General features: G+C 75.8%; 21 protein-coding genes. 11 read left to right on the forward strand and 10 right to left on the reverse strand.

Going from position 1 to position 24,251, the window contains the following annotated elements; translation table 11 throughout:
- Positions 1-2: 2 nt before the first annotated feature.
- Positions 3-1,040: an L-glyceraldehyde 3-phosphate reductase gene (gene mgrA / locus O2V63_RS09605; RefSeq protein WP_269167312.1), complete on the forward strand. Its 1,038-nt coding sequence runs from the start codon at positions 3-5 to the stop codon at positions 1,038-1,040.
- A 33-nt stretch (positions 1,041-1,073) separates the two neighbouring features.
- Here the strand turns inward: mgrA and O2V63_RS09610 are convergent, their stop codons facing one another.
- Both O2V63_RS09610 and O2V63_RS09615 read right to left on the reverse strand, forming a co-directional pair.
- On the reverse strand, positions 1,074-1,484 hold the full coding sequence (locus O2V63_RS09610; protein ID WP_269167313.1) for a Fur family transcriptional regulator: 411 nt from the start codon (positions 1,482-1,484) through the stop codon (positions 1,074-1,076).
- Positions 1,485-1,610: 126 nt separating this feature from the next.
- Positions 1,611-1,955: an ArsR/SmtB family transcription factor gene (locus O2V63_RS09615; protein WP_269167314.1), complete on the reverse strand. Its 345-nt coding sequence runs from the start codon at positions 1,953-1,955 to the stop codon at positions 1,611-1,613.
- A gap of 63 nt (positions 1,956-2,018) precedes the next feature.
- Here O2V63_RS09615 and O2V63_RS09620 point away from each other — a divergent pair, with 63 nt between their 5' ends.
- On the forward strand, positions 2,019-4,064 hold the full coding sequence (locus O2V63_RS09620; RefSeq protein ID WP_269167315.1) for a heavy metal translocating P-type ATPase: 2,046 nt from the start codon (positions 2,019-2,021) through the stop codon (positions 4,062-4,064).
- Here O2V63_RS09620 and O2V63_RS09625 read toward each other — a convergent pair.
- Genes O2V63_RS09625 through O2V63_RS09650 form a run of 6 tightly spaced genes read right to left on the reverse strand, consistent with a single transcriptional unit; the run spans position 3,971 to position 10,946 of the window.
- Entirely contained in the window at positions 3,971-5,740 is a 1,770-nt protein-coding gene (locus O2V63_RS09625; protein ID WP_269167316.1) for an ABC transporter permease subunit, read from the reverse strand. The two genes, O2V63_RS09620 and O2V63_RS09625, sit on opposite strands and share 94 nt — an antisense overlap.
- Entirely contained in the window at positions 5,737-7,227 is a 1,491-nt protein-coding gene (locus tag O2V63_RS09630; RefSeq protein ID WP_269167317.1) for an ABC transporter substrate-binding protein, read from the reverse strand. The genes O2V63_RS09625 and O2V63_RS09630 overlap by 4 nt, the downstream gene beginning before the upstream one ends.
- A 23-nt stretch (positions 7,228-7,250) precedes the next feature.
- Positions 7,251-8,579, reverse strand: coding sequence for an MFS transporter (locus O2V63_RS09635; protein WP_269167318.1), 1,329 nt, complete (start codon positions 8,577-8,579; stop codon positions 7,251-7,253).
- Positions 8,576-9,343 carry an ABC transporter ATP-binding protein gene (locus O2V63_RS09640; protein ID WP_269167319.1) on the reverse strand — a complete coding sequence of 256 codons (768 nt, stop codon included), beginning with the start codon at positions 9,341-9,343 and terminating at the stop codon, positions 8,576-8,578. The genes O2V63_RS09635 and O2V63_RS09640 overlap by 4 nt, the downstream gene beginning before the upstream one ends.
- Positions 9,340-10,137: an ATP-binding cassette domain-containing protein gene (locus O2V63_RS09645; protein ID WP_269167320.1), complete on the reverse strand. Its 798-nt coding sequence runs from the start codon at positions 10,135-10,137 to the stop codon at positions 9,340-9,342. Before O2V63_RS09645 ends, O2V63_RS09640 begins: the two co-directional genes overlap by 4 nt.
- A complete protein-coding gene (locus O2V63_RS09650) occupies positions 10,134-10,946 on the reverse strand; it encodes a TauD/TfdA family dioxygenase (RefSeq protein ID WP_269167321.1) in 813 nt (270 codons plus the stop codon). Before O2V63_RS09650 ends, O2V63_RS09645 begins: the two co-directional genes overlap by 4 nt.
- Positions 10,947-11,112: 166 nt before the next feature.
- On the opposite strand from O2V63_RS09650, the gene O2V63_RS09655 reads away from it, so the two are divergent.
- The 7 genes from O2V63_RS09655 (at position 11,113) to O2V63_RS09685 (ending at position 18,667) form a co-directional block, all read left to right on the forward strand.
- Complete coding sequence (locus tag O2V63_RS09655) at positions 11,113-11,931, forward strand: ATP-binding cassette domain-containing protein (RefSeq protein WP_269167322.1); 819 nt, start codon at positions 11,113-11,115, stop codon at positions 11,929-11,931.
- Positions 11,928-12,728 (forward strand): ABC transporter ATP-binding protein, encoded by an 801-nt coding sequence (locus tag O2V63_RS09660; protein ID WP_269167323.1) that lies wholly within the window; start codon positions 11,928-11,930, stop codon positions 12,726-12,728. The genes O2V63_RS09655 and O2V63_RS09660 overlap by 4 nt, the downstream gene beginning before the upstream one ends.
- Positions 12,729-12,762: 34 nt before the next feature.
- Positions 12,763-14,271 (forward strand): ABC transporter substrate-binding protein, encoded by a 1,509-nt coding sequence (locus tag O2V63_RS09665; RefSeq protein WP_269167324.1) that lies wholly within the window; start codon positions 12,763-12,765, stop codon positions 14,269-14,271.
- 21 nt (positions 14,272-14,292) lie between these two features.
- On the forward strand, positions 14,293-16,065 hold the full coding sequence (locus O2V63_RS09670; RefSeq protein WP_269167325.1) for an ABC transporter permease subunit: 1,773 nt from the start codon (positions 14,293-14,295) through the stop codon (positions 16,063-16,065).
- Between the two features lie 66 nt (positions 16,066-16,131).
- Complete coding sequence (locus O2V63_RS09675) at positions 16,132-17,124, forward strand: metal ABC transporter substrate-binding protein (RefSeq protein WP_269167326.1); 993 nt, start codon at positions 16,132-16,134, stop codon at positions 17,122-17,124.
- On the forward strand, positions 17,115-17,825 hold the full coding sequence (locus O2V63_RS09680; protein WP_269167327.1) for a metal ABC transporter ATP-binding protein: 711 nt from the start codon (positions 17,115-17,117) through the stop codon (positions 17,823-17,825). The genes O2V63_RS09675 and O2V63_RS09680 overlap by 10 nt, the downstream gene beginning before the upstream one ends.
- Positions 17,819-18,667, forward strand: a complete 849-nt coding sequence (locus O2V63_RS09685) for a metal ABC transporter permease (RefSeq protein ID WP_269167328.1) — start codon at positions 17,819-17,821, stop codon at positions 18,665-18,667. Before O2V63_RS09680 ends, O2V63_RS09685 begins: the two co-directional genes overlap by 7 nt.
- A gap of 42 nt (positions 18,668-18,709) precedes the next feature.
- Here O2V63_RS09685 and O2V63_RS09690 read toward each other — a convergent pair whose 3' ends face one another.
- Complete coding sequence (locus tag O2V63_RS09690; RefSeq protein WP_269167329.1) at positions 18,710-20,134, reverse strand: NADP-dependent succinic semialdehyde dehydrogenase; 1,425 nt, start codon at positions 20,132-20,134, stop codon at positions 18,710-18,712.
- A gap of 198 nt (positions 20,135-20,332) precedes the next feature.
- Here O2V63_RS09690 and O2V63_RS09695 point away from each other — a divergent pair, with 198 nt between their 5' ends.
- Together O2V63_RS09695 and O2V63_RS09700 are read left to right on the forward strand one after the other, a co-directional pair.
- A complete protein-coding gene (locus O2V63_RS09695; RefSeq protein ID WP_269167330.1) occupies positions 20,333-22,126 on the forward strand; it encodes an alkaline phosphatase D family protein in 1,794 nt (597 codons plus the stop codon).
- Between the two features lie 140 nt (positions 22,127-22,266).
- Positions 22,267-23,784: an acetyl-CoA hydrolase/transferase family protein gene (locus tag O2V63_RS09700; protein WP_269167331.1), complete on the forward strand. Its 1,518-nt coding sequence runs from the start codon at positions 22,267-22,269 to the stop codon at positions 23,782-23,784.
- Between the two features lie 15 nt (positions 23,785-23,799).
- Here the strand turns inward: O2V63_RS09700 and O2V63_RS09705 are convergent, their stop codons facing one another.
- Positions 23,800-24,150, reverse strand: a complete 351-nt coding sequence (locus tag O2V63_RS09705) for a hypothetical protein (protein WP_269167332.1) — start codon at positions 24,148-24,150, stop codon at positions 23,800-23,802.
- Between the last annotated feature and the right edge of the window lie 101 nt (positions 24,151-24,251).

A 24,251-nucleotide genomic window follows, 5' to 3' on the forward strand; every position in this document is an offset into this window, starting at 1 on the left:
TCATGGCCTACTCCGCGGAGAGCACCCGCTACGACTCGATGACCTACCGGCGCACCGGCGCCAGCGGCCTGGACCTGCCGGCGGTGAGCCTCGGTCTCTGGCACAACTTCGGGGACGACGTCCCCTTCGACCGGCAGCGGGACATCCTGCGGCGCGCCTTCGACCTGGGGATCACCCACTTCGACCTGGCCAACAACTACGGCCCGCCCTACGGCAGCGCGGAGACCAACTTCGGCCGGCACCTGGCCGACGACTTCGCCCCGTACCGCGACGAGCTGGTCCTCTCCACCAAGGCCGGCTACGACATGTGGCCCGGCCCGTACGGGCAGGGCGGCGGGTCGCGCAAGTACGTGCTGTCCAGCTTGGACCAGTCACTGCAACGAATGGGCGTCGAGTACGTCGACGTCTTCTACAGCCACCGACCCGACCCGACGACGCCGCTGGTGGAGACGATGGGCGCGCTGCACACGGCCGTCCAGTCGGGCAAGGCGCTCTACGCGGGCATCTCCTCCTACTCGCCGGAGATGACGGCACAGGCGGCGGAGATCCTGGCCGACCTGGGGACGCCGCTGCTGATCCACCAGCCCTCGTACTCGATGCTCAACCGCTGGATCGAGACCGAGGGGCTGCTGGACACCCTCGCCGACGTGGGCGCCGGGTGCATCGCCTTCTCCCCGCTGGCCCAGGGGATGCTCACCGACAAGTACCTCGACGGCGTGCCGGAGGGCTCGCGGGCCGGCCAGTCCAAGTCGCTGGACCCAGGGATGATCACCCCCGAGTACGTCACGCACGTGCGGGCGCTCAACGAGCTCGCGCAGGCCCGCGGCCAGAGCCTGCCGCAGCTCGCGCTGGCCTGGGCACTGCGCGACCCGCGGGTCACCTCGGTGCTGATCGGGGCGAGCAGCGTGCGGCAGCTGGAGCAGAACGTCGCCGCCCTGGAGAACCTGGAGTTCTCCGCCGAGGAGCTGGCCGCGATCGACCAGCACGCCGTCGACGCCGGCATCGACCTGTGGCAGGCCGCCCGGGAGGGAGCGATGTGACCCCCGCCGGGGTCCGACCGGCCGGGGAGCGGTTCAGCCCGGCCGGTCGGCCGAGGGCGCCCCGGCGCGGTGGCAGGCCGCGCAGGTGCCGAAGATCTCCAGGCTGTGCGTGACGTCGACGAAGCCGTGCTCGGCGGCGACGCGGTCGGCCCAGCGCTCGACCGTCGGGCCCTCGACCTCCTCCGTGCGGCCACAGGCGCGGCAGACGAGGTGGTGGTGGTGCCGGGCGCTGCACCGCCGGTAGATCGCCTCGCCGGCGTCGGTGCGGATCGAGTCCAGCTCGCCGTCCTCGACCAGGGCCTGCACGGCCCGGTACACCGTCGACAGCCCGATCGAGTCCCCCGCCGCCCGCATCCGGGCATGCACCTCCTGCGCGCTGTGGAAGCCCTCGAGCTCGTCGAAGACGGCGTTGACGGCGGTGCGCTGGCGGGTGTTGCGGATCATCTGGTCGTCTCCTCGTCGAGGCGGCCCGCGCCCTGCGGATGGAGCCCGGCGTTCTTCGCATGAGGATAGGAGCATGTGAGAACTGTTGTCGACTGCGGGTCCTGTGGCCGGCTGACCGCGGTCAGGTCAGCGGGGCTCGGGCACCCGGTCGTCGACCGGGTGCCCGGCGTGGGAGAGCGCCTGGCGCAGCAGCGCACCCACGTACGGATCGGCCAGCTGGTAGTAGACGAAGGTGCCCTCGCGCCGGTTGCTGACCAGACCGGCCAGCCGCAGCTTGGACAGGTGCTGGCTGACCGCGGTCGGCGAGGTGCCGGCCAGCTCGGCCAGGCAGGCGACCGACGTCTCGCCCTGCATCAGCGCCCACAGCACGTTGAGCCGGGTGGGGTCACCCAGCATGCGCAACGCCTCCGCGGCCCGCCGCACCGCGTCGCCGGACGGCATGGAGAAGCCGTCGATGCCGGTGTGTGCCATCCCTGCACCTTAGGCCGGACGTCGACTTGCGTGCCTGCGCATCTGCGCAGATAGGGTGACGCGGTGACCCTGACGCAGGCCCCTCAGCTGGCCGCCTCGAGTCCCGCTCGGCGACCCCGACTGCCTGGCTGGGGAGCGGTGCCGGAGGTGCGCTGGGCCGCCGCGGCCCTGGCGTTCTTCCTCGCCGGGGGCCTGGTGCAGCTGCTGGACGGTCCGCAGCCGCTGGCCTGGGCGCTCTACCTCTGCTGCTACGGCACCGGCGGGTGGGAGCCTGCCTGGGCCGGGATCACCGCGCTGCGCGAGCGCACCCTGGACGTCGACCTGCTCATGGTGCTGGCCGCGATCGGCGCCCTGGCGCTGGGCCAGGTCTTCGACGGCGCGCTCCTCATCGTCATCTTCGCCACCTCCGGCGCGCTGGAGACGGTGGCCACCCGCCGCACCGCCGACGCCGTCCGCGGGCTCACCGACCTCGCGCCCGAGCAGGCCACCGTGCTGGCCGGTGGGCAGGAGCGGGCGGTGCCCGCGGCCGACCTGGCCGTCGGCGACGTGGTGGTGGTCCGGCCGGGTGAGCGGGTGCCGGCCGACGGGACCGTGCTGGACGGCGGCTCGGACGTCGACCAGGCGTCCATCACCGGCGAGCCGCTGCCGGTGGACAAGGCGCCCGGCGACGAGGTCTGGGCCGGGACGTCGAACGGCACCGGGGTGCTGACCGTCCAGGTCGACCGGCCGGCGGCCGAGGCGGTCATCGCCCGGATCGCGACCCTGGTCGAGGAGGCCAGCGCCACCAAGGCCCGCACGCAGCTGTTCATCGAGAAGGTGGAGCAGCGGTACTCGATGGGCGTCGTGGTCAGCACGCTGGCCGTGTTCGGCGTCCCCCAGCTGTTCGGGGAGTCGCTGCAGGAGGCGCTGCTGCGGGCGATGACCTTCATGATCGTCGCCTCGCCGTGCGCGGTGGTGCTGTCCACCATGCCGCCGCTGCTGTCGGCGATCGCCAACGCCAGCCGGCACGGGGTGCTGATCCGCTCCGCCGTCGTGCTCGAGCAGCTGGGCGCCACCACGGTGGTGGCGCTGGACAAGACGGGCACCCTCACCGACGGCACGCCCGCAGTGGTCGCCGTCCGGCCGCTGCCGGGGACGACCGGCGACGAGCTGCTCGCCCTGGCCGCCGCGGCCGAGGGGCCCAGCGAGCACCCGATCGGCCGCGCGGTCGTCACCGCCGCCCGCGTCGCCGGGCTCTCCGTGGCCCCGGCCACCGGCTTCCGGGCCGCGGTCGGGTCGGGGGTCGCCGCCACGGTCGGGGGCCGCACGGTCACCGTCGCCGCGCCGGCGCCGGGGCAGGAGGCGGTCGCCGAGCTGGTGGCCGAGGAGCAGTCCGCCGGTCGCACCGCCGTCGTCGTCACCGTGGACGGCCGCCCGGCCGGGGTGCTGGCGCTCGCCGACCGGCTGCGCCCGGAGGCCGCCGGTGCCGTCGCCGCGCTGCGCCGGCAGACCGGCACCGAGCCGGTGCTGCTCACCGGCGACAACGCCGGTGCCGCCCGCGCGCTGGCCGCCCAGGCCGGGCTCGTCGACGTGCGGGCCGGGCTGCTGCCGGAGGACAAGGCCGCCGCGGTCGGCGAGCTGCAGCGGGCCGGGCACCGGGTCACGCTGGTCGGCGACGGGGTGAACGACGCCCCGGCCCTGGCCACCGCCGACGTGGGCGTGGCGATGGGCGGCATCGGGTCGGCCCTGGCGCTGCAGAGCGCCGACGCGATCGTCGTCCGCGACGACCTGTCCGCGCTGCCCACGGTGCTCGCGCTGGCCCGACGCGCCCGCCGGCTGGTCGTGCAGAACCTGGTGGTCGCCGGCACGGTGATCGTGGTTCTGGTGGCCTGGGACCTGATCGGCACCCTGCCGCTGGCGCTGGGCGTGGCCGGGCACGAGGGGTCGACCGTGCTGGTCGCGCTGAACGGGCTGCGGCTGCTGCGCTCCTCGGCCTGGCGGGCCGCCGCCCGCGAGGCCGGGGGCGGCCCGCCGGCTCAGCGGCCGGTGCGGACCAGCCCGGCGGCGACCCCGAGCAGCACCAGGCCCGCGGCGGGCACCGCCACCAGCCAGGGCGCCCGCTCCAGGTAGACCACCCCGTCGGCGAGGCTGCGCCCCCACTCCGGTGACTCGGCGCCGGCCCCGAGGCCGAGGAAGGACAGCCCGGCCAGCGCCAGCGCGGTCTGCGGCACCCGCAGCAGCGCGTGCCGGCCGACCGGCGGCAGGACCACCGGGAGCAGGTGGTGCCGGACCAGGTGCCAGCGACCGGCCCCGCTGGTGCGGGCCGCGAGGTGGAAGCCCGAGGCGCGCACCTCGGCGGCCAGGGTCCGGGTGTGCACCGCCAGCGGGATCCAGGCGACCAGGCTCACCGCCACGGCCGCGCCGGCCAGGCTGGGACCGGCGACGGCGGCCAACGCGATGCCCACCACCACCGCCGGCAGCGCGTTCAGCACGTCGGCCAGCCCCGCCCGCTCCCGGCCCAGCAGTCCGGCAGCGACGCCGGTGACCAGGACCACCGCGCTGATCAGCAGGGCCAGCCCCACCGAGGGCAGGGCACCGGCGCCGAACCGGGCGAGCACGTCGCGGCCGAGCGCGTCCGCGCCCAGCGGGTGCGCCCACGACGGTGCGGCCAGCCGGTCGCCGAGGTCCTGGGCGGCGGGGTCGCGCAGCACGCCGGCAAGGACCGCCAGCAGCAGCACGGCGAGCAGCCCGGCCGCCCACCGACCGGCGCCGGGCGCCGGGGGCGGGAGCTCCGGCGACAGCCCGCCGTCGGTGCCCGCCGGCCCGAGCAGCGCACGGTGCAGCAGCACCCCGGCCCCGCCGGCCGCCAGACCGAGCAGCACCAGCACCGCGACGGCGGCCTGCACGACCGGCAGGTCCTGGGCCAGTGCACCGGCCAGCGCGACCCGGCCGAGCCCGGGCACGTCGAACACCGCCTCGATCACGGCGCCGGCCCCGAGCAGCCCGACGAGGAGCAGCAGGACCTGCGGGACGACGACGGTCAACGCCCGCCGGGCGATCGCCCCCTGCACCGCGGCGCGGGAGACGCCGGCGGCCCGCCAGGTGCGCACCCAGGCCTCCCCTGCGGTCTCCCGGACGGCGCCGGCCAGCACCCGGCCGAGCAGTCCCCCGGCCGGCAGGGCGAGGGCCAGGACGGGCAGCACGAGGTGTTCCGGGCCGGTGAACCCCGACGTGGGCAGCAGCCCCCAGCCCACGGCCACCACCGCGACCCCGAGGACGGCCAGCACGAACTCCGGCAGCGCGGCGAGTGCGGCGGCCAGCACCCCCGCCGCACCGCCGCCGTCGGCGCGGCCGTCGGCGGCCCGGCGCACGGCGGGCGACGCGAACAGCACGGCGAGCACGACGGCCACTGTTGCCGCCGTCCCGGCGAGGGTCGCGGACACGCCCAGCGCCGGCGGGACGACCTCGGCGACCGGCTGCCCGCTGACCCAGGAGGTGCCGAGGTCGCCAGAGACCGCGCGTCCGAGCCAGGAGAGCGTGCCGCGGACCGGGTCGGCGGGGAGGTCCAGCTGCTCGCGCAGCGCGTCGAGCGTGGCCGGGTCCGGCTCACGCTCCACCTCCCGGGCCCGCAGCACGGTGCGCGCCGGGTCGTCCCCGGACAGCCAGGGCAGCGCCCCGACCAGCAGCCCGGTGCCGGCGACCGCACCCAGCCCGGTCAGCGCGGGGCGGAGCAGCCCCGACCGGAGCCGTCCGGGAGTGCGCCGCGGCCGGGCCGGAGCCACCGGCCGCACCCGGCCGGCGGTCATTCCCCGACCGTCGTCTGGGTGCCGAGCAGCAGCCGGTCGAACGGGTCGACGGCCAGACCGCTGACCGTCGGGGCGTACCCGGTGTGGGTGCGCTCGTGCAGCACGGGCACCACGGCGCCGGTGGAGAGCACCTGGGCCTCGATCCGCAGCGCCGCGGCCCGGCGCTGCTCGGGGTCGGTCAGGGTCGCGGCCTCGGCGACGGCGGCGTCCACCGCCGGGTCGCAGAGCCGGGCCAGGTTGTAGCTGCCCTCGCAGGTCAGGTCGGCGGAGAGGTAGCCGACCGGGTCGCCGGTGTCGCCCAGGTAGAGCCGGCTGGCGAGCACCGCGTCGTAGGTGCCGGCCAGCAGGTCGGTCTCCAGGGCGGCGTACTCGGCCACCACGACCTCCACCGTGAACCCGGCCTGCCGTAGCTGCTCGGCGAGCACCGCGGCCGCCTCGGGCAGCTCGGGCCGGTCGGAGTACGTGGCCAGCCGGATGCTCGTCCCGGCCGGGTCGGCGGCCGGGGGCAGCGTGACCGCCGGCCGGTCCAGGCCCCTGGCGGTGTCGTCGTCGAACAGCCCCTCGGCGACGTCGGCCCGGCCCTCGTACACCGCGTCCACCACCGGCTGCGGGTCGATCGCCGCGACGGCGGCCGCACGCAGGCCCGGGTCGGCGAACGGCCCGTCCGCGGTGTCCAGGGAGAGGGAGACCAACCGCGGCAACGGCACGGAGAGCACCTCGGTGTCGGTCAGCATCGGCAGCTGGGCGATGGGCAGGTTGACCGCCACGTCCAGCTCACCGGCCCGCAGACCGGCGGTGCGCGCGGCCGCGTCGGCGGGGAAGGTGACGTCCACGCCGGCCAGCTCCGGCGCGCCCGCCCAGTGGTCGGCGTCCGCGGTGAGGGTCGCACCAGACGCGCCGCGCAGCTCGGTCAGCTCGAACGGCCCGGTGCCGGCGCCCACCGGGTCCGGTGCCGCCGGGTCGGCGTAGGCCGAGGGGGCGAGGACCACCAGCCCCGGGGCCGCCAGTCGGTGGACCAGCAGCGGGTCGGGCTCGGCCACCCGGACCTCGACCGTGTCCTCGTCCACCGCACGGGCACTGAGCCCCAGGCCGTCGATCGACCGCGGGGCCGGTGCTGCGGCGGCCGCCGCCGTCAGGGCGCCGACGACCGCCTCGGCGTCCAGCGGCGTCCCGTCGTGGAACTGCACGTCGTCCCGCAGGTCGAGGGTGACGGTGCGGTCGTCGACCCGGCTCCAGCTCTCGGCCAGCAGCGGGGCGGGCTCGCCGGCCTCGTCCAGCCCCACCAGCGTCTCCCCCACGCCCATCCGGGTGATCAGCGCCGCGTCGTCGGAGAACGGGGAGAGCGCGGCGACCGGGGGGAAGGCGAGCGCCAGCGCCAGCCGCTGCCCGCTGCCGGCCGACTCCTCCGCGGCCGGGGCGAAGCAGCCGGCGAGCAGGGCGGGCAGCGCGAGCAGCACACCGGCGACGCGGACGGCGGGGCGGGACATGGTTCCTCTTCTCGATCGGCCGGTCACGGGCGCACCGGTTCCTCGGCGGGGACGGCGGGTGCCGGTGCACCCGCTGCAGGGGTGCGGGCGATCCGGCGGGTGAGCAGCGCCAGGCCGACGGCCGAGGCCGCGGGCAGGGCGGCGAGCACCAGCCACGGGACGGCGGCGGCCGGCTGCGGCCGGTCGGCGAGGTCGAGCAGGGCCCCCACCCCGGTGCTGCCGACGAGCACCGCGGCGCCGCCGGCGGAGGCGAGGAACCCGAAGTGGGCGCCCAGCCGCCGTTCCCGGGCCAGCCGGGGCACCAGGTCCTGGGCGAGGGGCACGGCGACCATCTGGCCGGTGTAGAGCAGCAGCACCATGCCGACCGCCGGCGCCAGCGCCCAGATTCCGGCGGGCGGGGCGAGCGGGGCACAGACCGCGACCAGCAGGAACGCCGCGCTCATCAGCGCGAAGCCGAACGGCAGCGCCCGCTGCACCCCGGCCCGCCGGGCGCGAGCGGTGACCCGCAGCTGGAACAGCAGCACCGATACCGCGGCCAGCACGAACAGCCAGCCCAGCGCCCCCTGGCTGCCGGTCGCCCGGGAGAGCTCGACGGGCAGCGCCAGGTAGAGCTGGTTGTAGCTGAGCAGGTAGGTGCAGTAGCAGGCGGTGAAGGCGAGGAAGGTGCGGTTGCGCAGCACGTGCCCCCACCCGGCGAGCACGCTCTCCTCCCCGCTCCCCTCGGTGCGCAGGTCGCGCGGCAGCCAGCGCAGGTGGGCGGCGAGCACCACGCCGAAGACGCCGGCGGAGATCCAGCAGGTGACGCTGAAGGGCACGGTGAGCAGGACGGCGCCGAGCGCCGGCCCGGTGACCGAGCCGAGCTTGCTGGCGATGGCGTCCAGGCCGAAGACCTCGGCCCGGGTGACGACCCCGGCGGCCTCCAGCCGGTGGCCCTGGTCGGCCAGTGCGGACTCCACGGCCGGGGAGAACAGCGCCGCCGCGAAGCCGACCAGCACCGTGCCGGCGAGCACGGCGGGCAGCGAGGTGGCGACGGCGAGCACCCCGAACCCGGCGATCCGGACGAGGCAGCCGATCACCACGACGGGCTTGACGCCGAACCGGTCGGCCAGCCCGCCGCCGAGGAAGAACAGCCCCTGCTGGCTGAAGGTGCGCACGCCGAGCACCAGGCCGACCAGCCCACCGGCCAGCGCCAGGTCCTCGGTGAGGTGCACCGCCAGGAACGGCACCACCAGGTAGAAGCCGATGTTGAACGCCAGCTGGGACAGCAGCAGCAGCCGGGGCACGGCCGGCAGCCGCCGGAACAGCACGAACGGCTCCCAGGTGATCCACCCGGTCCGGCCGGCGCCGGTCATGCCAGCACCAGCCGCGGGACGGCGGCCACCAGCGCGTGCGCCTCGCGGCTGACCGGGTCGGTCAGCACGCGGGCCACCGGCCCGGACTCCACGACCCGGCCGGCGGCCAGCACCACGACGTCGGAGCAGAGCGCGGTGACGACGCCCAGATCGTGCGAGACCACCAGCAGCGCGACGCCCTCGGCGTCGCTGACCGCCCGCAGCAGCTCCACCACCTGCAGCCGGACGGCGGCGTCCAGCGCGCTGACCGGCTCGTCGGCGATGAGCACCTCCGGGCGCGGCGCGAGCGCCCGGGCCAGCGCGATCCGCTGCCGCTGGCCGCCGGAGAACTCGTGCGGCAACCGGCCGGCGGCGTCGGGGTCCAGCCCGACGGCGCGCAGCAGCTCGGCGACGCGGGCCCGGTGGTCGCCCGGGACCTGCAGGCAGCGCAGCGGTTCGGCGACGGCCTGGCCGACGCGCATCCGCGGGTTGAGCGAGCGGCCCGGGTCCTGGGGCACCACCTGCACGGCGCGGCGGAACCAGCGCAGCGCGCTCGGCCGGCCCGGCTGCACCGGCCGGCCGCGGTAGGTGACCTCCCCGGCGTCGGGCCGCTCCAGCCCCAGCAGCAGCCGGGTCAGCGTCGACTTGCCGGCGCCGGACTCCCCCACCACCGCCAGCCGCTGCCCCGCGGTCAGGCCGAGGTCCACCCGGTCGAGCGCCGGCCCGGCGCTGCCGCGGTACCGGCGGGTCAGCCCACGGGCGGCCAGCAGCAGCTCGGCGCTCACCGGGCGCCCACCAGGGCCGGCGGGCTCAGCGCAGCGGTGGCCTCGACCAGCGCCCGCACCGCGTCGTGGGCGTGCCCGGCCAGCACCTCGCGCAGCGGCCCGTCGGCGAGCAGGTGGCCCTCCGCCAGGACCAGCACCCGGTCGCAGGTGGTGGCCGCGGCAGCCAGGTCGTGGGTGACCAGCAGCAGCCCGGCGCTGCGCTCACGGGCGGCCCGGCCGAGCACGGCGAGCACGCCGTGCTGCGCGGTCGCGTCCAGCGCCGAGGTCGGCTCGTCGGCGACCAGCAGCCGCGGACCGGCGGCCAGCGCCAGGGCGAGAGCGGCCCGCTGCCGCTGCCCGCCGGAGAGCTGGACGGGGAAGCGCCGTCCGCTGCCGGCCGGAAGTCGCATCTCGGCCAGCAGCTCGGCCGCCCGCGCGGCAGCCGCGCTGCGCGGCACCCCGGCCCGGCGCAGCGGTGCGGCGACCTGCCGGCCCACCCGGACCTGCGGGTTGAGCGACGTGCCCGGGTCCTGCGGCACCAGGGCGGTGACCGGGCCGCGCAGCGGCCGGAGCTCCCGTTCCGCGGCGCCGACCACCTCGGTGCCGTCGACCCGGACGCTGCCGGTGACGACGGCGTCCCGCGGCAGCAGCCCGAGCAGCGCCAGCGTGGTGAGCGTCTTGCCCGAGCCGGAGGCGCCGACGAGGGCGACCCGCTCGCCGGCGGCGAGGTCGAAGGAGACCCCGGCCACGACGGGACGCCCGCCGAAGCCGACGGTGAGGTCCCGCACCCGCAGCAGAGGTGGATCGTCGTTCACCAGGCGTCCGCGGTCATCACCGTCAGCACGTCGACGTCGCGCTGGCCGGTGAACGGGTCGCGGCCGTGCAGGCAGCGGTAGTTGTCGACGACCAGCACCTCGCCGGCCTCCAGCCGGAAGTGCGGCACGACGTCGACGGCCGTGGCCAGCACGTCGGCCCACAGGTCCAGCTGCGCGTCGTGCTCGGCGGCACGGGGCTCGCGCGGCACCGGGACGGCGGTCTCGCTGGCCCGGACCACCCGGCGGCCGGCCCGGGTGTGCTCGACCAGCCGGCGGACCAGCGGGGTGCGCGGCACCTCGTGCGGCGCGGTGGCCCATCCGCCGAAGTAGTCGACGTCGGTGCCGGTCAGGAAGGCGTGCAGCTCCGGGCACCCGGTGGCCAGCGCGTCGACGAGTGCGTACCCGTCGACCAGGAAGGAGTCCCCGCCCTCGGGTGCGGGCCGGACGCAGCGCTGCAGCAGCCCGTCCTCGTCCGGGTCGCGGAGGTTGACGGTCCGGCCGTGCACGTCGACGACCACGTGGGCCCCGTCGCTGTGCAGCCCGAGCAGCTCGCCGGACTGCTGGCGCAGCGGGCGGACGGCGAACAGCTGACGCAACCGGTCGCCGTAGAGCTGGGCCGCCACGACCGGCAGCGCCTCGGGGCCGGGGGTCGGCTCGGCGACGACGACCGCTCCGTCCCGGGCCAGCAGCTCCCGGGCCTCCTCGGGGGTGCTCGCCGACTGCGGGAGCACCCCGGTGCTGCGGAGCAGGTCGGACAGCTCGGGGCGGACGGCGCCCACCCGGCGGCCGGAGGGCGTGCGTGCGGCCAAGGGGTTCCTCCAGGGGGTGTGCGTCGTACCGGCGGCGGGGGGCGCCCGGCCGGGCTGCGAGTGGGTCCTCGCGCCGAGCACCGTATTGCAAGCCGTTCGCAGGAAGACGACCGGCCCGGGACGGGCAGCCGACGACCACCGGTCATCGCCAGGTAGGTTGGTGACAATGATTATCAATCCGGTGGAGCCGGAGCGTCAGGGGGCGGCCCTCGTCGTCGACGACCTCGCGGTCTCCCTCGGCGGCCTGGAGCTGGTGCGCGGCGTCCGGCTCGAGATCGCGACGACCGAGCGGGTCGCCCTGATCGGCGCGTCGGGATCGGGGAAGTCGCTCACCGCCGCAGCCATCCTCGGCACCCTCCCCGTCGGCGCCGAGGTCCGGGGCAGCGTGCGGGTGGCCGGCGCCGACGTCACCCGGCTGCCGCCTCCCCGTCGGCCCGGCACGGCGCGGGTGGCCGCGGTGGGCCAGGACCCCGCCGCCGCGCTCAACCCGCTGGTGCCGGTGGGCGCCCAGCTGGCCCTGCCGTTGCGCAACCACCGGGGACTGCACGGCGCCGCGCTGGCGAGCGAGCGCGCCCGGCTGCTGGCGGCCGTCGGTCTGGACGACGCCGACCGGGTGCGGCACAGCTACCCCGGCGAGCTGTCCGGTGGCCAGCGGCAGCGCGTCTGCATCGCCATGGCCCTCGCCTCCCGGGCGGGCCTGCTGGTGGCCGACGAGCCGACGACCGCCCTCGACCTGGTCACCCAGGCACAGGTCGTCGCCGTGCTGCGCGGGGCCAGCCGGGACGCCGCGTTGCTCTTCATCACCCACGACATCGCCGTGGCCGCCTCGCTGTGCGACCGCGCGGTGGTGCTGCACGAGGGCACCGTGGTGGAGGACGCCCCGATCACCCGGCTGCTGGCCGCTCCACAGCACGAGCAGAGCGCCGTGCTCGTGAACGCTGCCCGGGCCGGCGCGCTCCGGGCCCGGGTGGGTGCGGCCCCGTGAGCCACCCGGCCGAGAGCCCGGCGCTGACCGCCACGGGCATCGTGCGCGGTCACCGGCTGCCGCGGCGGCGGCCGTGGGGCCCGCGCGACGTCGTGCCGGCGCTGCAGGGGGTCGATCTCAAGGTCGCTCCCGGCGAGCGGGTCGGGCTGGTCGGCACCTCCGGCTCCGGCAAGTCGACGCTGCTGCGCTGCCTGCTCGGCCTGGAGAGCCCCGACCACGGCACGGTCACCTTCGCCGGTCGCCCCGTCCGCTCGGGGCCGACCGCGTCGCTGCGCTGGTACCGCCGGCTGGTGCAGTACGTGCCCCAGGACCCGGCCGGGTCGCTGGACCCGCGCTCGACCGTCCGCGAGCTGGTCACGGTGCCGCTGCGGCACCTGCAGGTGCCCGGCGACCACGCGGCCGCCGTCGCGACGGCGCTGACCCGGGTGGGACTGGACCCCGACCTGGCCGCGCGCCGGCCCGGGGAGCTCTCCGGCGGCCAGGCCCAGCGGGTCGCGCTGGCCCGGGCGCTGGCCCCGGGACCGGCGCTGCTGCTCGCCGACGAGCCGGTCAGCGGGCTGGACCTGCCGGTGCGCGACCAGGTGGTCGAGGTGCTGGCCGACCTCTCCGCCCGCCAGGGCCTCGGACTGCTCCTGGTCTCCCACGACCTCGCCGTCGTCGCCCGGCTCTGCGACCGCACGGTCGTGCTCGACGACGGGCTGGTCGTGGAGGAGGGGCCGACCTCCGCTCTCCTCGCCCGCCCCGGACACCCGCGCACCCGGGACCTGCTCGCCGCGGTCCCCACCCTCCCCGCCTGACCGCAGCACCCTCCACCCCACAGAGAACGGAACGATGTCCTCCTCCCGCACCCCCCGCCTGCTCGTGCTCGGCGCCACCGTCGCCCTGCTGACCACCGGCTGCTTCAGCAGCTCGGCCGACGGCGGCAGCAGCGACCCGGCCGCCGAGGGCCGGATCTCCCTGGCGATGCTGCAGCCGCCGCGCTCGGGCCTGAACCCGCTGACCGACGACGCGTTCAAGCTCTCCCGCTGGAGCACCGCCGAGACCCTGGTGGTGCTGGACGCCGACGGCGACGCCCAGCCCTCCCTGGCCACCGAGTGGACCCGGACCGACGACCTCACCTGGCGGTTCACCGTCCGGGAGGACGTCGAGTTCCACGACGGCACCGAGCTGACCGCGGAGCAGGCCGCCGCCGCGCTGACCGCCGCGAACGAGGCCTCCCCTCGCCCGCGGATCCTGGACGGCGTCGAGCTGACCGCTGTCGCCGACGGCTCCGACGTCGTGGTCACCACCGGCGAGCCCGACCCGCTGGTGCCGCAGCGACTGTCCAGCCCGCAGCTGGCAGTGCTCGCCGCGGCCGCCTACGGCGCGGACGGCCGGGTCGACCCGGCCGGCACCGGCACCGGCCCGTTCGAACTGGTCGCCGTGGACGGCACCTCCGGCGCGACGCTGGACCGCTTCGACGGCTACTGGGGCGACCCCGCGGCCGCGGCCGGCATCGACGTGGCCTTCGTGCCCGACGGCACCGCCCGCGCCGCGGCCCTGCGCACCGGGACGGCGGACGTCGTCGAGGCGGTGCCGGTCTCCCAGGCCGGGCTGGTCGACGAGGAGCTGGTGCACGAGGTGCCGATGCCGCGCACCAACACCCTCTACCTGAACACCGCGTCCGGGCCGTTCGCCGACCCGGCGGTGCGCGCGGCCGCCCGCGCCGCGGTCGAGCGGGCCACCATCGTGGAGACCGTCTACGAGGGCCGCGCCGACATCGCCGAGGGCCTGCTGGGCCCGGCGATCCCCTGGGCCGCCGAGCTGCGCGCGGACCAGGCGGACCCGTCCGCGGCCGCCGTGCCGGCCGGCACGACGATCACCTTGGGCACCTTCACCGACCGGGCCGAGCTGCCCGAGGTCGCCGTCCTGCTGGCGCAGCAGCTGGAGGCGGTGGGCTTCACCGTGGAGCAGGACGTCCGGGAGTACGCCTTCATCGAGGCCGACGCCCTGGCCGGGGCCTTCGACGCGTTCATCCTGTCCCGCGCCACGGTGCTCGACTCCGGCGACCCGGTCGCCTACATGTACAGCGACTTCGCCTGCGAGGGCTCGTTCAACATCTCCCAGCTGTGCGACCCGGCGGTGGACGCCGCCCTGGCCGAGGCCGCGGCCGCCACCCCCGGCCCGGAGCGCCAGCGCGCGGTGATCGATGCCGAGCGGGCGATCCTGGACACCGGCGCCGCGGTGCCGATGCTGCACGAGCGGGTCATCCAGGGCGAGGCCGCCGGCGTCTCCGGTGCCGTGCGCGACCCGCGCGAGCGGGCGCTGATCAACGCCGAGACCACCGTCGGCGAGGACTGAGCCGTGCCACGGCGGGGATGGGTGACCGCTGCCTCCCGTGCGGTCACCGTCCTCGGCGTGGTGGCGCTGATCGGGGTGCTGCCCTGGCTGTCCGGCCGCAGCCCGGAGCTGTCGATCCTGCGGGCGCGCTCGGCCGAGCAGGAGGCCACCCCCGAGGCCCTGGCCGCGATCCGGGCCGAGCTGGGCCTGGACGCCGGGCCACTCGGGCTGCTCGGGCACTGGCTCTCCGGGGTCGTGCGCGGCGACCTGGGGACCTCCTGGATCTCCGGGGCCCCGGTGGGCCCCGGTCTGCTCCGGGCCCTCGGCGTCTCGGTGACGCTGATGGGGGCGGCCCTGCTGGTCGCCCTGGTCACGGCGGCACTGCTGTGCTGGCCGCCGCTGCGCCGGGTCGCCCGGGGCAGGCGGGGGCGCACCGGCGGGGCGGCCGGCGCGGCGCTCACCGCGCTGCCGGAGTTCCTGCTCGCCTCGGTGCTGCTGCTGGTCGGCGCGGTGTGGCTGGGCTGGTTCGAGCCCTATGGCTGGACCGGCCCGTCGTCGGTGCTGCTGCCGGCGCTGGCCATGGGCCTGCCCGCCGGCGGGCTGATCGGCCGGCTGGTCGCCGACGGGCTCACCGGCACCGGCACCGAGCGCTGGGTGACCACCTGGCAGCTGGCCGGCGCGTCGGCCGGGCAGCTCTCCCGGGCCCTGGTGCGCCGCACGCTGCCCGCGCTGACCACACAGGTGGCCCTGGTGCTCGTCGGCCTCACCGGCGGGGCCGTCGCCGTCGAGCAGGTCTTCGCCGTCCCCGGGCTGGGACGCGCGGTGCTCGGCGCCGCGGAGGCCCAGGACCTGCCGACCCTGCAGGCCGGGATGCTGCTGCTGCTCGGCGTCTCCGCGGTGTTCGGCGGCGTGGCCGCGCTGACCCGGGCGCTGCTGCTGGGCCGGGCACTGCGCAGCGGCAGCGTCCCGGTGCCGGCTCGGGCCACCCCGTCCCGGCGGCGCGACTGGCTGCTGCCGGCCGGGGCGGCCGCGCTCCTGGTGGTCGTGGTGGCCGCCGGGCTCGGCCGTGACCCGCTGACCTCCGCGCACCCGCGGCTGGCCGCGCCCAGCGCGGCGCTGCCGTTCGGCGCCGACGCCAGCGGGCGTGACCTGCTGGCCCGGGTGGCGCACGGTGCGGTGCAGACGGTCGGGACGGCGTCGCTGGTCGTGCTGGTCACGCTGGTGGTCGGGATCCTGGTCGGGCTGGCGCCACGCGCCTCGGTCGGGCCGGTGGAGGTGGCCAACGCCGCGCCCCCGGTGATCGTCGGTGTGCTGGTCGCCGCAGCACTGGGGACGTCGCAGGCCGGGGCGGCACTGGCCGTCGCCCTGGTGGCCTGGGCGCCGATCGCCGCCTACGTGGCGGCGGCGTCGGAGGAGGTCCGGCGGCAGCGGCACGTCACCGTGCTGCCGGTGCTCGGCGTGGGCCCGGCCACGGTCACCTGGCGGTACGTGGTGCCCGCCGTGCTGCCGGCGGCCGCACGCAACGCCGTGCTGCGGCTGCCGGGCATCGCGCTGGCACTGGCCGCGCTGGGCTTCCTCGGGTTGGGGGCCGCCGCACCGACACCGGAGTGGGGGCTGCTGCTGGCCGAGGGCATGCCCTACGTCGAGCGGGCACCCTGGGCGGTGCTGGCCCCGACCGGGGCCCTGGTGACCGCGTCGGTGCTCGCCGTCTCGCTGTCCGGGCTGAGCCGCCGGCCGCGCCGGCCGGCGGCGCCGGTCGAACCCCCTGCCGGGACGACGGCTGCTGCGCCGGCGCAGCCCGCCGCGGTCGGGTGACCTTCGGCCGCGGTGACCTCGCTCCCCCTGTTTGACAACGATTCTCATTACGTTGATTATCGGACCATGCAGCTCCCGTCCCGACGACGTCCCGCCCGCTCGCTCTCCGCACTCTCCCTCGCCTGCGCCGGGGCAGTCGCGCTGGCCGGCTGCTCCGGCACGGCCGACGCCGACGCCGCGGGTGCCGGCGACGACGGGCTGACGATCGTGGCTGCGTTCTACCCCCTCGCGTGGCTGAGCGAGCAGGTGGCCGGGGACCTGGCGGACGTCATCTCCCTCACCCCGGACGGCGCCGAACCGCACGAGTACGAGCTCACCCCCCGGGACGTCGCCGCCACGGCCGAGGCCGACGCCGTCGTCTTCCTGCCGACGCTGCAGCCGGCCGTGGACGCCGCCGTCGAGCAGCAGGCCGCAGACCGGGCCTTCGACGCAGGGGAGGCGGCCGACCTGTCCCTCACCTACGAGGCCCACGACCACGAGCACTCCGACGGCGAGCACGCCGAGGAAGAGCACGCCGAGGAGCACGCCGACGAGCCGGTGACCGACCCGCACTTCTGGCACGACCCGATGCGGATGGCCGACGTCGGCGACGCACTGGCCGAGCACCTGGCCACCGTGGACGAGGCCAACGCCGAGCGGTACACCGCGAACGCCGCGGACCTGCGGGCGCAGCTCGCGGAGCTGGACGGGGAGTTCCGGGACGGCCTGGCCGACTGCGCAGCCCGGGAGCTGGTGACCAGCCACAGCGCCTTCGGCTACCTCGCCGACGCCTACGACCTCGAGCAGTTCGGCATCAGCGGGCTGGCGCCGGACGAGGAGCCGTCCACCGACGCGCTGACCGAGGCGACCGAGTTCGTGCGCGAGCACGGCGTGCGCACCATCTACTTCGAGACGCTGGTCAGCCCCGCCGTCGCCGACACCGTGGCCCGGGAGACCGGCGCGCAGACCCGGCAGCTCGACCCCATCGAGGGGCTCACCGACCAGTCGCAGGGCACGGACTACCTGGAGGTCATGCGGGCCAACCTGGCCGACCTGCGGACGGGGCAGCAGTGCTCCTGAGCGCCCGGCCCGGCGGTGCCGCCACCACCCTCCGCACTGCCGGGGTCAGCGCACTGACGGTGCGGGGCGGGGGGTTCGGCCATGGCCGGGACGCCGTCCTCACCGGCGTCGACCTGACGGTGCGGCCCGGGGAGGTGGTCGCGGTCCGGGGGCCCAACGGGGCCGGCAAGTCGACGCTGGTCCGGGGGGTGCTGGGCCTGTGCGACGTGCAGGCCGGCGAGGTGCGGCTGTTCGACGTGCCGCGGGCACGGTTCCGCGACTGGCACCGGGTCGGCTACGTCCCCCAGCGGCACACCGTGGCCGGCGGCGTCCCGGTGACCGTGCGCGAGCTGGTCTCCTCCGGCCGGCTGAGCCGGCTGCGGGCCTGGCAGCGGTTCGGCGAGGCCGACCGGTGCGCCGTCGACTGCGCGCTGGAGGGCGCCGGACTGGCCGGGTCCGGCCGCCGGCTGCTCGCGGAGCTGTCCGGCGGTCAGCAGCGCCGCGCGCTGCTGGCCCGCGCGCTGGCCGGCGACCCCGAGCTGCTGCTGCTGGACGAGCCGACCGCCGGCGTCGACGCGGCCAGCCAGCGGGTGGTCGCCGGCACGCTGGCCGGGCTGGCCGAGACCGGCGCCGCCGTCGTCGTCGTGCTGCACGAGCTGGGCCCGCTGGCGGAGGTGGTGACCAGGACGGTGACGCTGCCGGGCGCGGACGCCCCGTGCTGAGCTACGAGTTCATGCGGCTGGCCCTCGCGGCCGCCGTGCTCGTCGGCCTCACCGCACCCACCGTCGGCGTCCACCTGGTGCAGCGCCGGCTGTCGCTGATCGGCGACGGCCTGGGCCACGTGGCGCTGCTGGGGGTGGCGGTCGGCCTGGTCACCCGGTCCGCGCCGGTGCTCACCGCGCTGCTGGCCACGGTGGCCGGGGCTGTGGCGGTGGAGGTGCTGCGCGCCCGCCGGTCGGCCAGCGCCGACGTGGCGCTGGCCATCATGTTCTACGGCGGGCTGGCCGGGGGCGTCGTCGTCGTCACCCGGGCGCCGGCCGGCATCCCGGTCACGCTCGACGGCTACCTGTTCGGCGCGCTCACCACGACGACCCGGGGTGACCTGGTCCTCTTCGCCGTACTGGCCGCCGTCGTGCTCGCGGTGACGATCGGGTCGGGCCGCTCGCTGTTCACCGTCGCGCTGGACGAGGAGCACGCCCGGGCCAGCGGGCTGCCCGTGCTGCAGCTGAACCTGCTGCTGGCGGTGGTCACCGCGGTCACCGTGACGCTGTCGATGCGGGTGCTCGGCCTGCTGCTGATCAGCGGGCTGATGGTGCTGCCCGCCGGCTGCGCGCAGCTGGTGGCCCACAGCTTCCGGAGCAGCCTGGTGATCGCGGCGCTGATCGGGGTCACCGTGTCCGTCGGCGGCACCGCGGTCTCCTGGTACGCCGACACCCCGTCCGGCGGGACCATCGTGCTGATGGCGGTCGCCGCCTACGCCGTGCTCAGCATCGGCCGGCTGGCCCGCCGCGGCAGCCCCCGGCACGGGCCGGGGGTCGTCCCCTCCCCGGTGCGGGTGGGGTGACCGGAGGGGCAGGGACCCGACCGTCCCTGCCCCTCCCCCGGGTCACTCGTTCGCCGAGCCCGCGCTGTCCCCGGCGCGCTGTTCGCTGCTCGGGGCACCGACCCAGACGGTCTTGGCGTTCATGAACTCGCGCATGCCCAGCTCGGTGAGCTCCCGGCCGTAGCCGCTCTGCTTCACCCCGCCGAAGGGCAGCTCCGGGTAGCTGGTGGTCATCCCGTTGACGAAGGCCATCCCCGACTCGATGTCCCGGACGAACTGCGCCCGCTCGTCCTCGTCCTCGCTCCACAGGTTCGAGCCGAGCCCGTAGGGGTGGCTGTTGGCGATCTCGATCGCCTCGTCGAGGGAGTCGACGGTCCACAGCGCTGCGACCGGCCCGAACACCTCCTCGGCGTAGAGGTCCATCCCCGGGGTGACGCCGGTGAGCAGCGTGGGCTCGTAGAACCAGCCGGGCCGGTCCACCCGCGCGCCGCCGACCACGACGGTCGCGCCCTTCGCCCGGGCGTCCTCGACGTAGGCCTCCACGTCGGCCAGGCCGGACTCGGTGGCCAGCGGCCCGACGTCGGTGCCCTCGTCCATCGGGTCGCCGACCGCCAGCGCGGCGATCTTCTCCGCGAACACGCGGGTGAACTCCTCGGCGACGTCGCGGTGCACGAAGAACCGCTTGGCCGATATGCAGCTCTGCCCGTTGTTCTGGTTGCGACTGGTGACCGCCACCCCGGCCGCGGCCTCGAGGTCGGCCGAGGGCATCACGATGAACGGGTCGGAGCCACCCAGCTCCAGCACCGTGGGCTTGAGCGCGTCCCCGGCGATCGAGGCGACCGACTGGCCGGCCGGCGCGCTGCCGGTCAGCGTCGCGGCGACCACCCGGTCGTCCCGGATGACCCGCTCGATGGTGCCGGAGCCGATCAGCAGGGTCTGGAAGACGTCGTCCGGGAAGCCGGCCTTGCGGAAGACCTCCTCCAGGTACAGCGCGGTCTGCGGCACGTTGCTGGCGTGCTTGAGCAGCCCGACGTTGCCGGCCATCAGCGCCGGGGCGGCGAACCGCATCGCCTGCCACAGCGGGAAGTTCCACGGCATGACCGCCAGCACCACGCCCAGTGGCTGGTGGGTGACGTAGGCCTGCCGGGCGCCCACGGCGTCGGCGTCCAGCCGCTGGGGCTCGAGCATCGCCGGCCCGTGCTCTGCGTAGTACCGCAGCGCCTTGGCGCACTTGCCCACCTCGGCCTTCGCCGAGGACAGCGTCTTGCCCATCTCGGTGGTCATCAGCTCGGCGACCGCGTCGGTGTCGCCGTCCAGCACGTCGGCCGCCGCCCGCAGCCAGCGCACCCGGTCCTCGACCGGGGTGCGCCGGTAGCTGCGGTACGCCGCGGCCGCGCGACCGATCTTGTCCTCCAGCGCCTCGTCGGAGAGCGGCTCGTAGGTCCTCAGCGTCTCGCCGGTGGTGGGGTTGATGGTGGCGATGGCCATGGGGGCTCCCGTCGTCGTCCGTGTCGCGGGTCGGTGCCGGACGGCGGCGCTCCCCGTGGGCGCTCGGGCGGTCCGGCGCGGCTCGCCTGCACCGTGCACCTGCCCGGTGCTCCCGGAGGGGAAACGGCAGGACGTGGGACGCCGGGAGTTCACGTGGGCACCGCCAACTCGTCGCCCAGTGCAACCACAGTGCCCCCCATGCCGCTTGATGCACCCCTGTCCCGCCGCACCGTGCTGAAGGGCGGGGCCGTCACGGCCGCCGCCCTGACGTTCGGTGGGCTCACCAGCGAGGCCGCCCGCGCGGCCGTGGCCGAGACCGCCCGTTCCGGCGTCTTCGGCTTCGGCGTCGCCAGCGGCGACCCCACGGCCACCGAGCTGCTGCTCTGGACCCGGGTGACGCCCACCCCCGAGTCCCTGCCCGGCAGCCGCCGCGGGCCCGCCGTCCCGGTCCGCTGGGAGGTCGCCGCCGACGAGGCGTTCACCCGCATCGTGCGCAGCGGGAACGTCGTCGCCGACGTCAGCCGCGACCACACCGTCAAGGTCGTGGTGAACCGGCTGACCCCCTACACCCGCTACTTCTACCGGTTCACCTGCGCCGGCGAGACCTCCCCGGTCGGCCGCACCCAGACCGCACCGGACGAGCCCGGCCGGACCCACGCGCTGCGGATGGCGTTCGTCTCCTGCAGCAACTGGACCGGCGGGTACTTCACCGCCTACCGCGGGATCGCCGCCCGCGACGACCTGGACTTCGTGCTGCACCTGGGCGACTACCTCTACGAGTACGGCAACGCCCCACGGGTGGCGGGCGTGGCCGGCTCCGGCGACCGGTACGGGCCGAACGCGCTGATCGGCATCCGGGACCACGAGCCGGTCCACGAGATGGTCACGCTGGAGGACTACCGGATCCGGCACGCGCTCTACAAGACCGACCCGGACCTGCAGCGGGCGCACCAGCAGCACCCGTGGATCGTCATCTTCGACGACCACGAGATCACCAACGACGCCTACGACTTCGGCGCGGAGAACCACGAGCGGGACGACGACCCGGCCACCCCCTACACCGAGCCGGGCAAGCCCGACGGGATCAAGCCCGAGGGCGACTTCCTGTTCCGCCGGGCCAAGGCGTTCCAGGCCTACCTGGAGTGGATGCCCATCCGGGAGCCCGCGATGTGGCAGCCGCGCCCGAGCAAGGGCCGGCAGTTCTTCCGCCGCTTCGGCTTCGGCGAGCTGGCCGAGCTGTCGGTGATCGACACCCGGCAGAACCGCAGCGAGCAGGTGCCGGGCACCGTCGACGGCGAGCTCAACCCGGCGCTGACCGACCCGCGCCGGCACCTGCCCGAGCCGCCGCAGCTGGACTGGCTGACGACGGGCATCCGCACCGGGCGCACCGCCTGGCACGTGGTCGGCAACCAGACGGTGTTCGCCCGGGTGTTCGCCGTGCCCCGCCCGGGGACGGTGCCCGGCTCGGTGTTCAACACCGACCAGTGGGACGGCTACCAGGCCGACCAGCGTGCGGTGCTCGACGCGATGGCGGCTGCCGGCACCGACCCGGTGGTGCTGACCGGGGACATCCACTCCTCCTGGGCCAACGACCTGCCCACCGACCTCGCCAGCTATCCCACGGACGGCAACTCGGTGGGCGTGGAGTTCGTCTGCCCGTCGGTGACCAGCAACGGGTTCAAGGAGGCCGTCGGCTCCGCGGCCGCCGCGACCGCCACCACCGCCGCGTTCCAGGCCGCCAACCCGTGGGTGCGCTACCTGGAGGGCATCGGCCACGGCTTCGTCGTCCTGGACGTGACCCCGGAGCGGGTGCAGGCCGACTTCTGGTTCATCCGCAGCAACGGCGACAAGGGCCTGGCCGTCGACCCGCGACTGGACCCGCAGGCGACGGTCGGCTACGAGACCTCGTTCGCCACGGTGAAGGGCTCGCACAAGGTCAGCGGCCCGACGGCCGAGCTGGGCCCGCGGTCGGACTCCCCCCGGACGGCCTGAGCCCGGCAGGCACGGCTGCGGGTCCGGGTGCGCCCGGGCCCGCAGCCGGGCCCTCCGGCCTCCCCGGGCAGGACCATGGTCACGCCCGTAGCGTCGGGCCCGCGGGCCGGCGCGGCTCGCGACATCGAGGTCGGAGGACGATGGACACCGGTCGCATCCGCAACGCAGCACTGGCCCGCAAGGTCGTGCCGGCCGAGCAGGCCGCCGCGCTGATCCGGCCCGGGGACACGCTCGGCATGAGCGGGTTCACCGGCGCCGGGCACCCCAAGGCCGTGCCGGAGCTGCTGGCCCAGCGGATCACCGCGGCGCACGCCGCGGGAGAGCCCTTCCAGGTCGACCTGTGGACCGGGGCCTCCACCGCACCGGAGCTGGACGGCGCGCTCGCCGCTGCCGACGGCATCGGCCTGCGGCTGCCCTACCAGTCCGACCCGATCGCGCGGCAGAAGATCAACGCCGGCGAGATCGACTACGTCGACGTCCACCTCTCCCACGTCGCCCAGCTGGCCTGGGAGGGCTTCCTCGGCCCGTTGGACGTCGCCGTCGTCGAGGTCAGTGGGATCACCGAGGACGGCCAGCTGATCCCCTCCTCCTCGGTCGGGAACAACAAGACCTGGCTGGACCTCGCCGAGCGGGTGGTGCTGGAGGTCAACAGCTGGCAGCCGGGCGGACTGGACGGCATGCACGACGTCTACTACGGGACGGCTCTGCCGCCGAACCGGCGGCCGGTGCAGCTGACCCGGCCCGGCGACCGGATCGGGGTGCCGCACCTGCGGGTCGACCCGGACAAGGTCGTCGCCGTCGTCGAGACCCATGCCCCGGATCGGAACACCCCGTTCAGCGAGCCCGACGACACCGCCCGGGCCATCGCCGGGCACCTGATCGAGTACCTCGAGCACCAGGTCACGCTGGGCCGGCTGCCGGCCGAGCTGCTGCCGCTGCAGTCCGGCGTCGGGAACGTGGCCAACGCCGTCCTGTCCGGCCTGCAGGAGTCGCGGTTCGAGCAGCTGACCGCCTACACCGAGGTCATCCAGGACGGCATGCTCGACCTGCTGCGCTCGGGCACGCTCGCCTCCACGTCGGCGACGGCGTTCTCGCTGAGCCCCACCGCGATCGCGGACTTCAACGCCCACGTGGCCGAGTTCCGGGACCGGATCGTGCTGCGGCCGCAGGAGATCAGCAACCACCCGGAGATCGTCCGCCGGCTGGGGGTGCTGGCGATGAACGGGATGATCGAGGCCGACCTGTACGGCAACGTGAACTCCACCCACCTGATGGGCAGCCGCATCCAGAACGGGATCGGCGGCTCGGGCGACTTCGCCCGCAACGCCTACGTCTCCTTCTTCCTCACCCCGTCCACGGCCAAGGGCGGCGCGATCTCCTCGATCGTGCCGATGGTGTCCCACGTCGACCACACCGAGCACGACGTGTCGGTGATCGTCACCGAGCACGGCCTCGCCGACCTGCGGGGCCTGCCGCCGCGCAAGCGGGCGCAGCTGGTCATCGACAACTGCGCTGCTCCGGAGTACCGGCCACTGCTGGCCGACTACTACGCGCGGGCCGAGCGCAGCGCGTACGGCCGGCACACCCCGCACCTGCTGGCCGAGGCGCTCAGCTGGCACACCCGCTACCTGGAGACCGGCAGCATGCTGCCCGGCTGATCCCGGGCCGCCGGCTCAGGAACGCTGGGCGTCCAGGCGCTGCAGCAGGTCGTCGGCGGCCTTCTCGATCTCCGGGTGGTCGTTCTGGCTGGCCCGTTGCTTGGCGTGGATCAGCGCCGCCCGGTTGACCTTGGCGAAGTCGCCGTAGGGGAACCGGTAGCGGCCCTTGGTGCCCTCGCCCTTGTCCGGGTCGACGGCCAGGTGCCACTGCGCGTAGCCCTCCTGGCCCTCGTCGTCCCGCTCCTCGTTCTCCTCGTCGGTCGACGGTGCGGCGTCGGACCACTCGGTCTGGTCGTCGTACTCCCCGGCGTCGATGAGCTCCCGGGCGTGGGCCACCCCGGCCTCGTTCACGTCGTAGTCAGGCATGCGGCTCCCCTACCCGTGTCGCTCGGGGAACACGTCCGGATCGCGCATCGAGATCGGGCTGGTGGTGGTCTCCGCGGCGAGGACACCACCACCAGCCCGAT

This window comes from Modestobacter sp. VKM Ac-2977 (genome assembly GCF_026968045.1).
In the GTDB taxonomy this organism is placed as follows: Bacteria; Actinomycetota; Actinomycetes; order Mycobacteriales; family Geodermatophilaceae; genus Modestobacter.

Bases quoted from the DNA above. Each gene is read 5' to 3' on its own strand.
- mgrA (WP_269167312.1), top strand. From the start codon at position 3: ATGGCCTACTCCGCGGAGAGCACCCGCTACGACTCGATGACCTACCGG.
- O2V63_RS09655 (WP_269167322.1), top strand. From the start codon at position 11,113: ATGATTATCAATCCGGTGGAGCCGGAGCGTCAGGGGGCGGCCCTCGTC.
- O2V63_RS09690 (WP_269167329.1), bottom strand. From the start codon at position 20,134: ATGGCCATCGCCACCATCAACCCCACCACCGGCGAGACGCTGAGGACC.
- O2V63_RS09625 (WP_269167316.1), bottom strand. From the start codon at position 5,740: ATGACCGCCGGCCGGGTGCGGCCGGTGGCTCCGGCCCGGCCGCGGCGC.
- O2V63_RS09635 (WP_269167318.1), bottom strand. From the start codon at position 8,579: ATGACCGGCGCCGGCCGGACCGGGTGGATCACCTGGGAGCCGTTCGTG.
- O2V63_RS09630 (WP_269167317.1), bottom strand. From the start codon at position 7,227: ATGTCCCGCCCCGCCGTCCGCGTCGCCGGTGTGCTGCTCGCGCTGCCC.
- O2V63_RS09665 (WP_269167324.1), top strand. From the start codon at position 12,763: ATGTCCTCCTCCCGCACCCCCCGCCTGCTCGTGCTCGGCGCCACCGTC.
- O2V63_RS09700 (WP_269167331.1), top strand. From the start codon at position 22,267: ATGGACACCGGTCGCATCCGCAACGCAGCACTGGCCCGCAAGGTCGTG.
- O2V63_RS09675 (WP_269167326.1), top strand. From the start codon at position 16,132: ATGCAGCTCCCGTCCCGACGACGTCCCGCCCGCTCGCTCTCCGCACTC.
- O2V63_RS09615 (WP_269167314.1), bottom strand. From the start codon at position 1,955: ATGGCACACACCGGCATCGACGGCTTCTCCATGCCGTCCGGCGACGCG.
- O2V63_RS09695 (WP_269167330.1), top strand. From the start codon at position 20,333: ATGCCGCTTGATGCACCCCTGTCCCGCCGCACCGTGCTGAAGGGCGGG.
- O2V63_RS09705 (WP_269167332.1), bottom strand. From the start codon at position 24,150: ATGCCTGACTACGACGTGAACGAGGCCGGGGTGGCCCACGCCCGGGAG.
- O2V63_RS09610 (WP_269167313.1), bottom strand. From the start codon at position 1,484: ATGATCCGCAACACCCGCCAGCGCACCGCCGTCAACGCCGTCTTCGAC.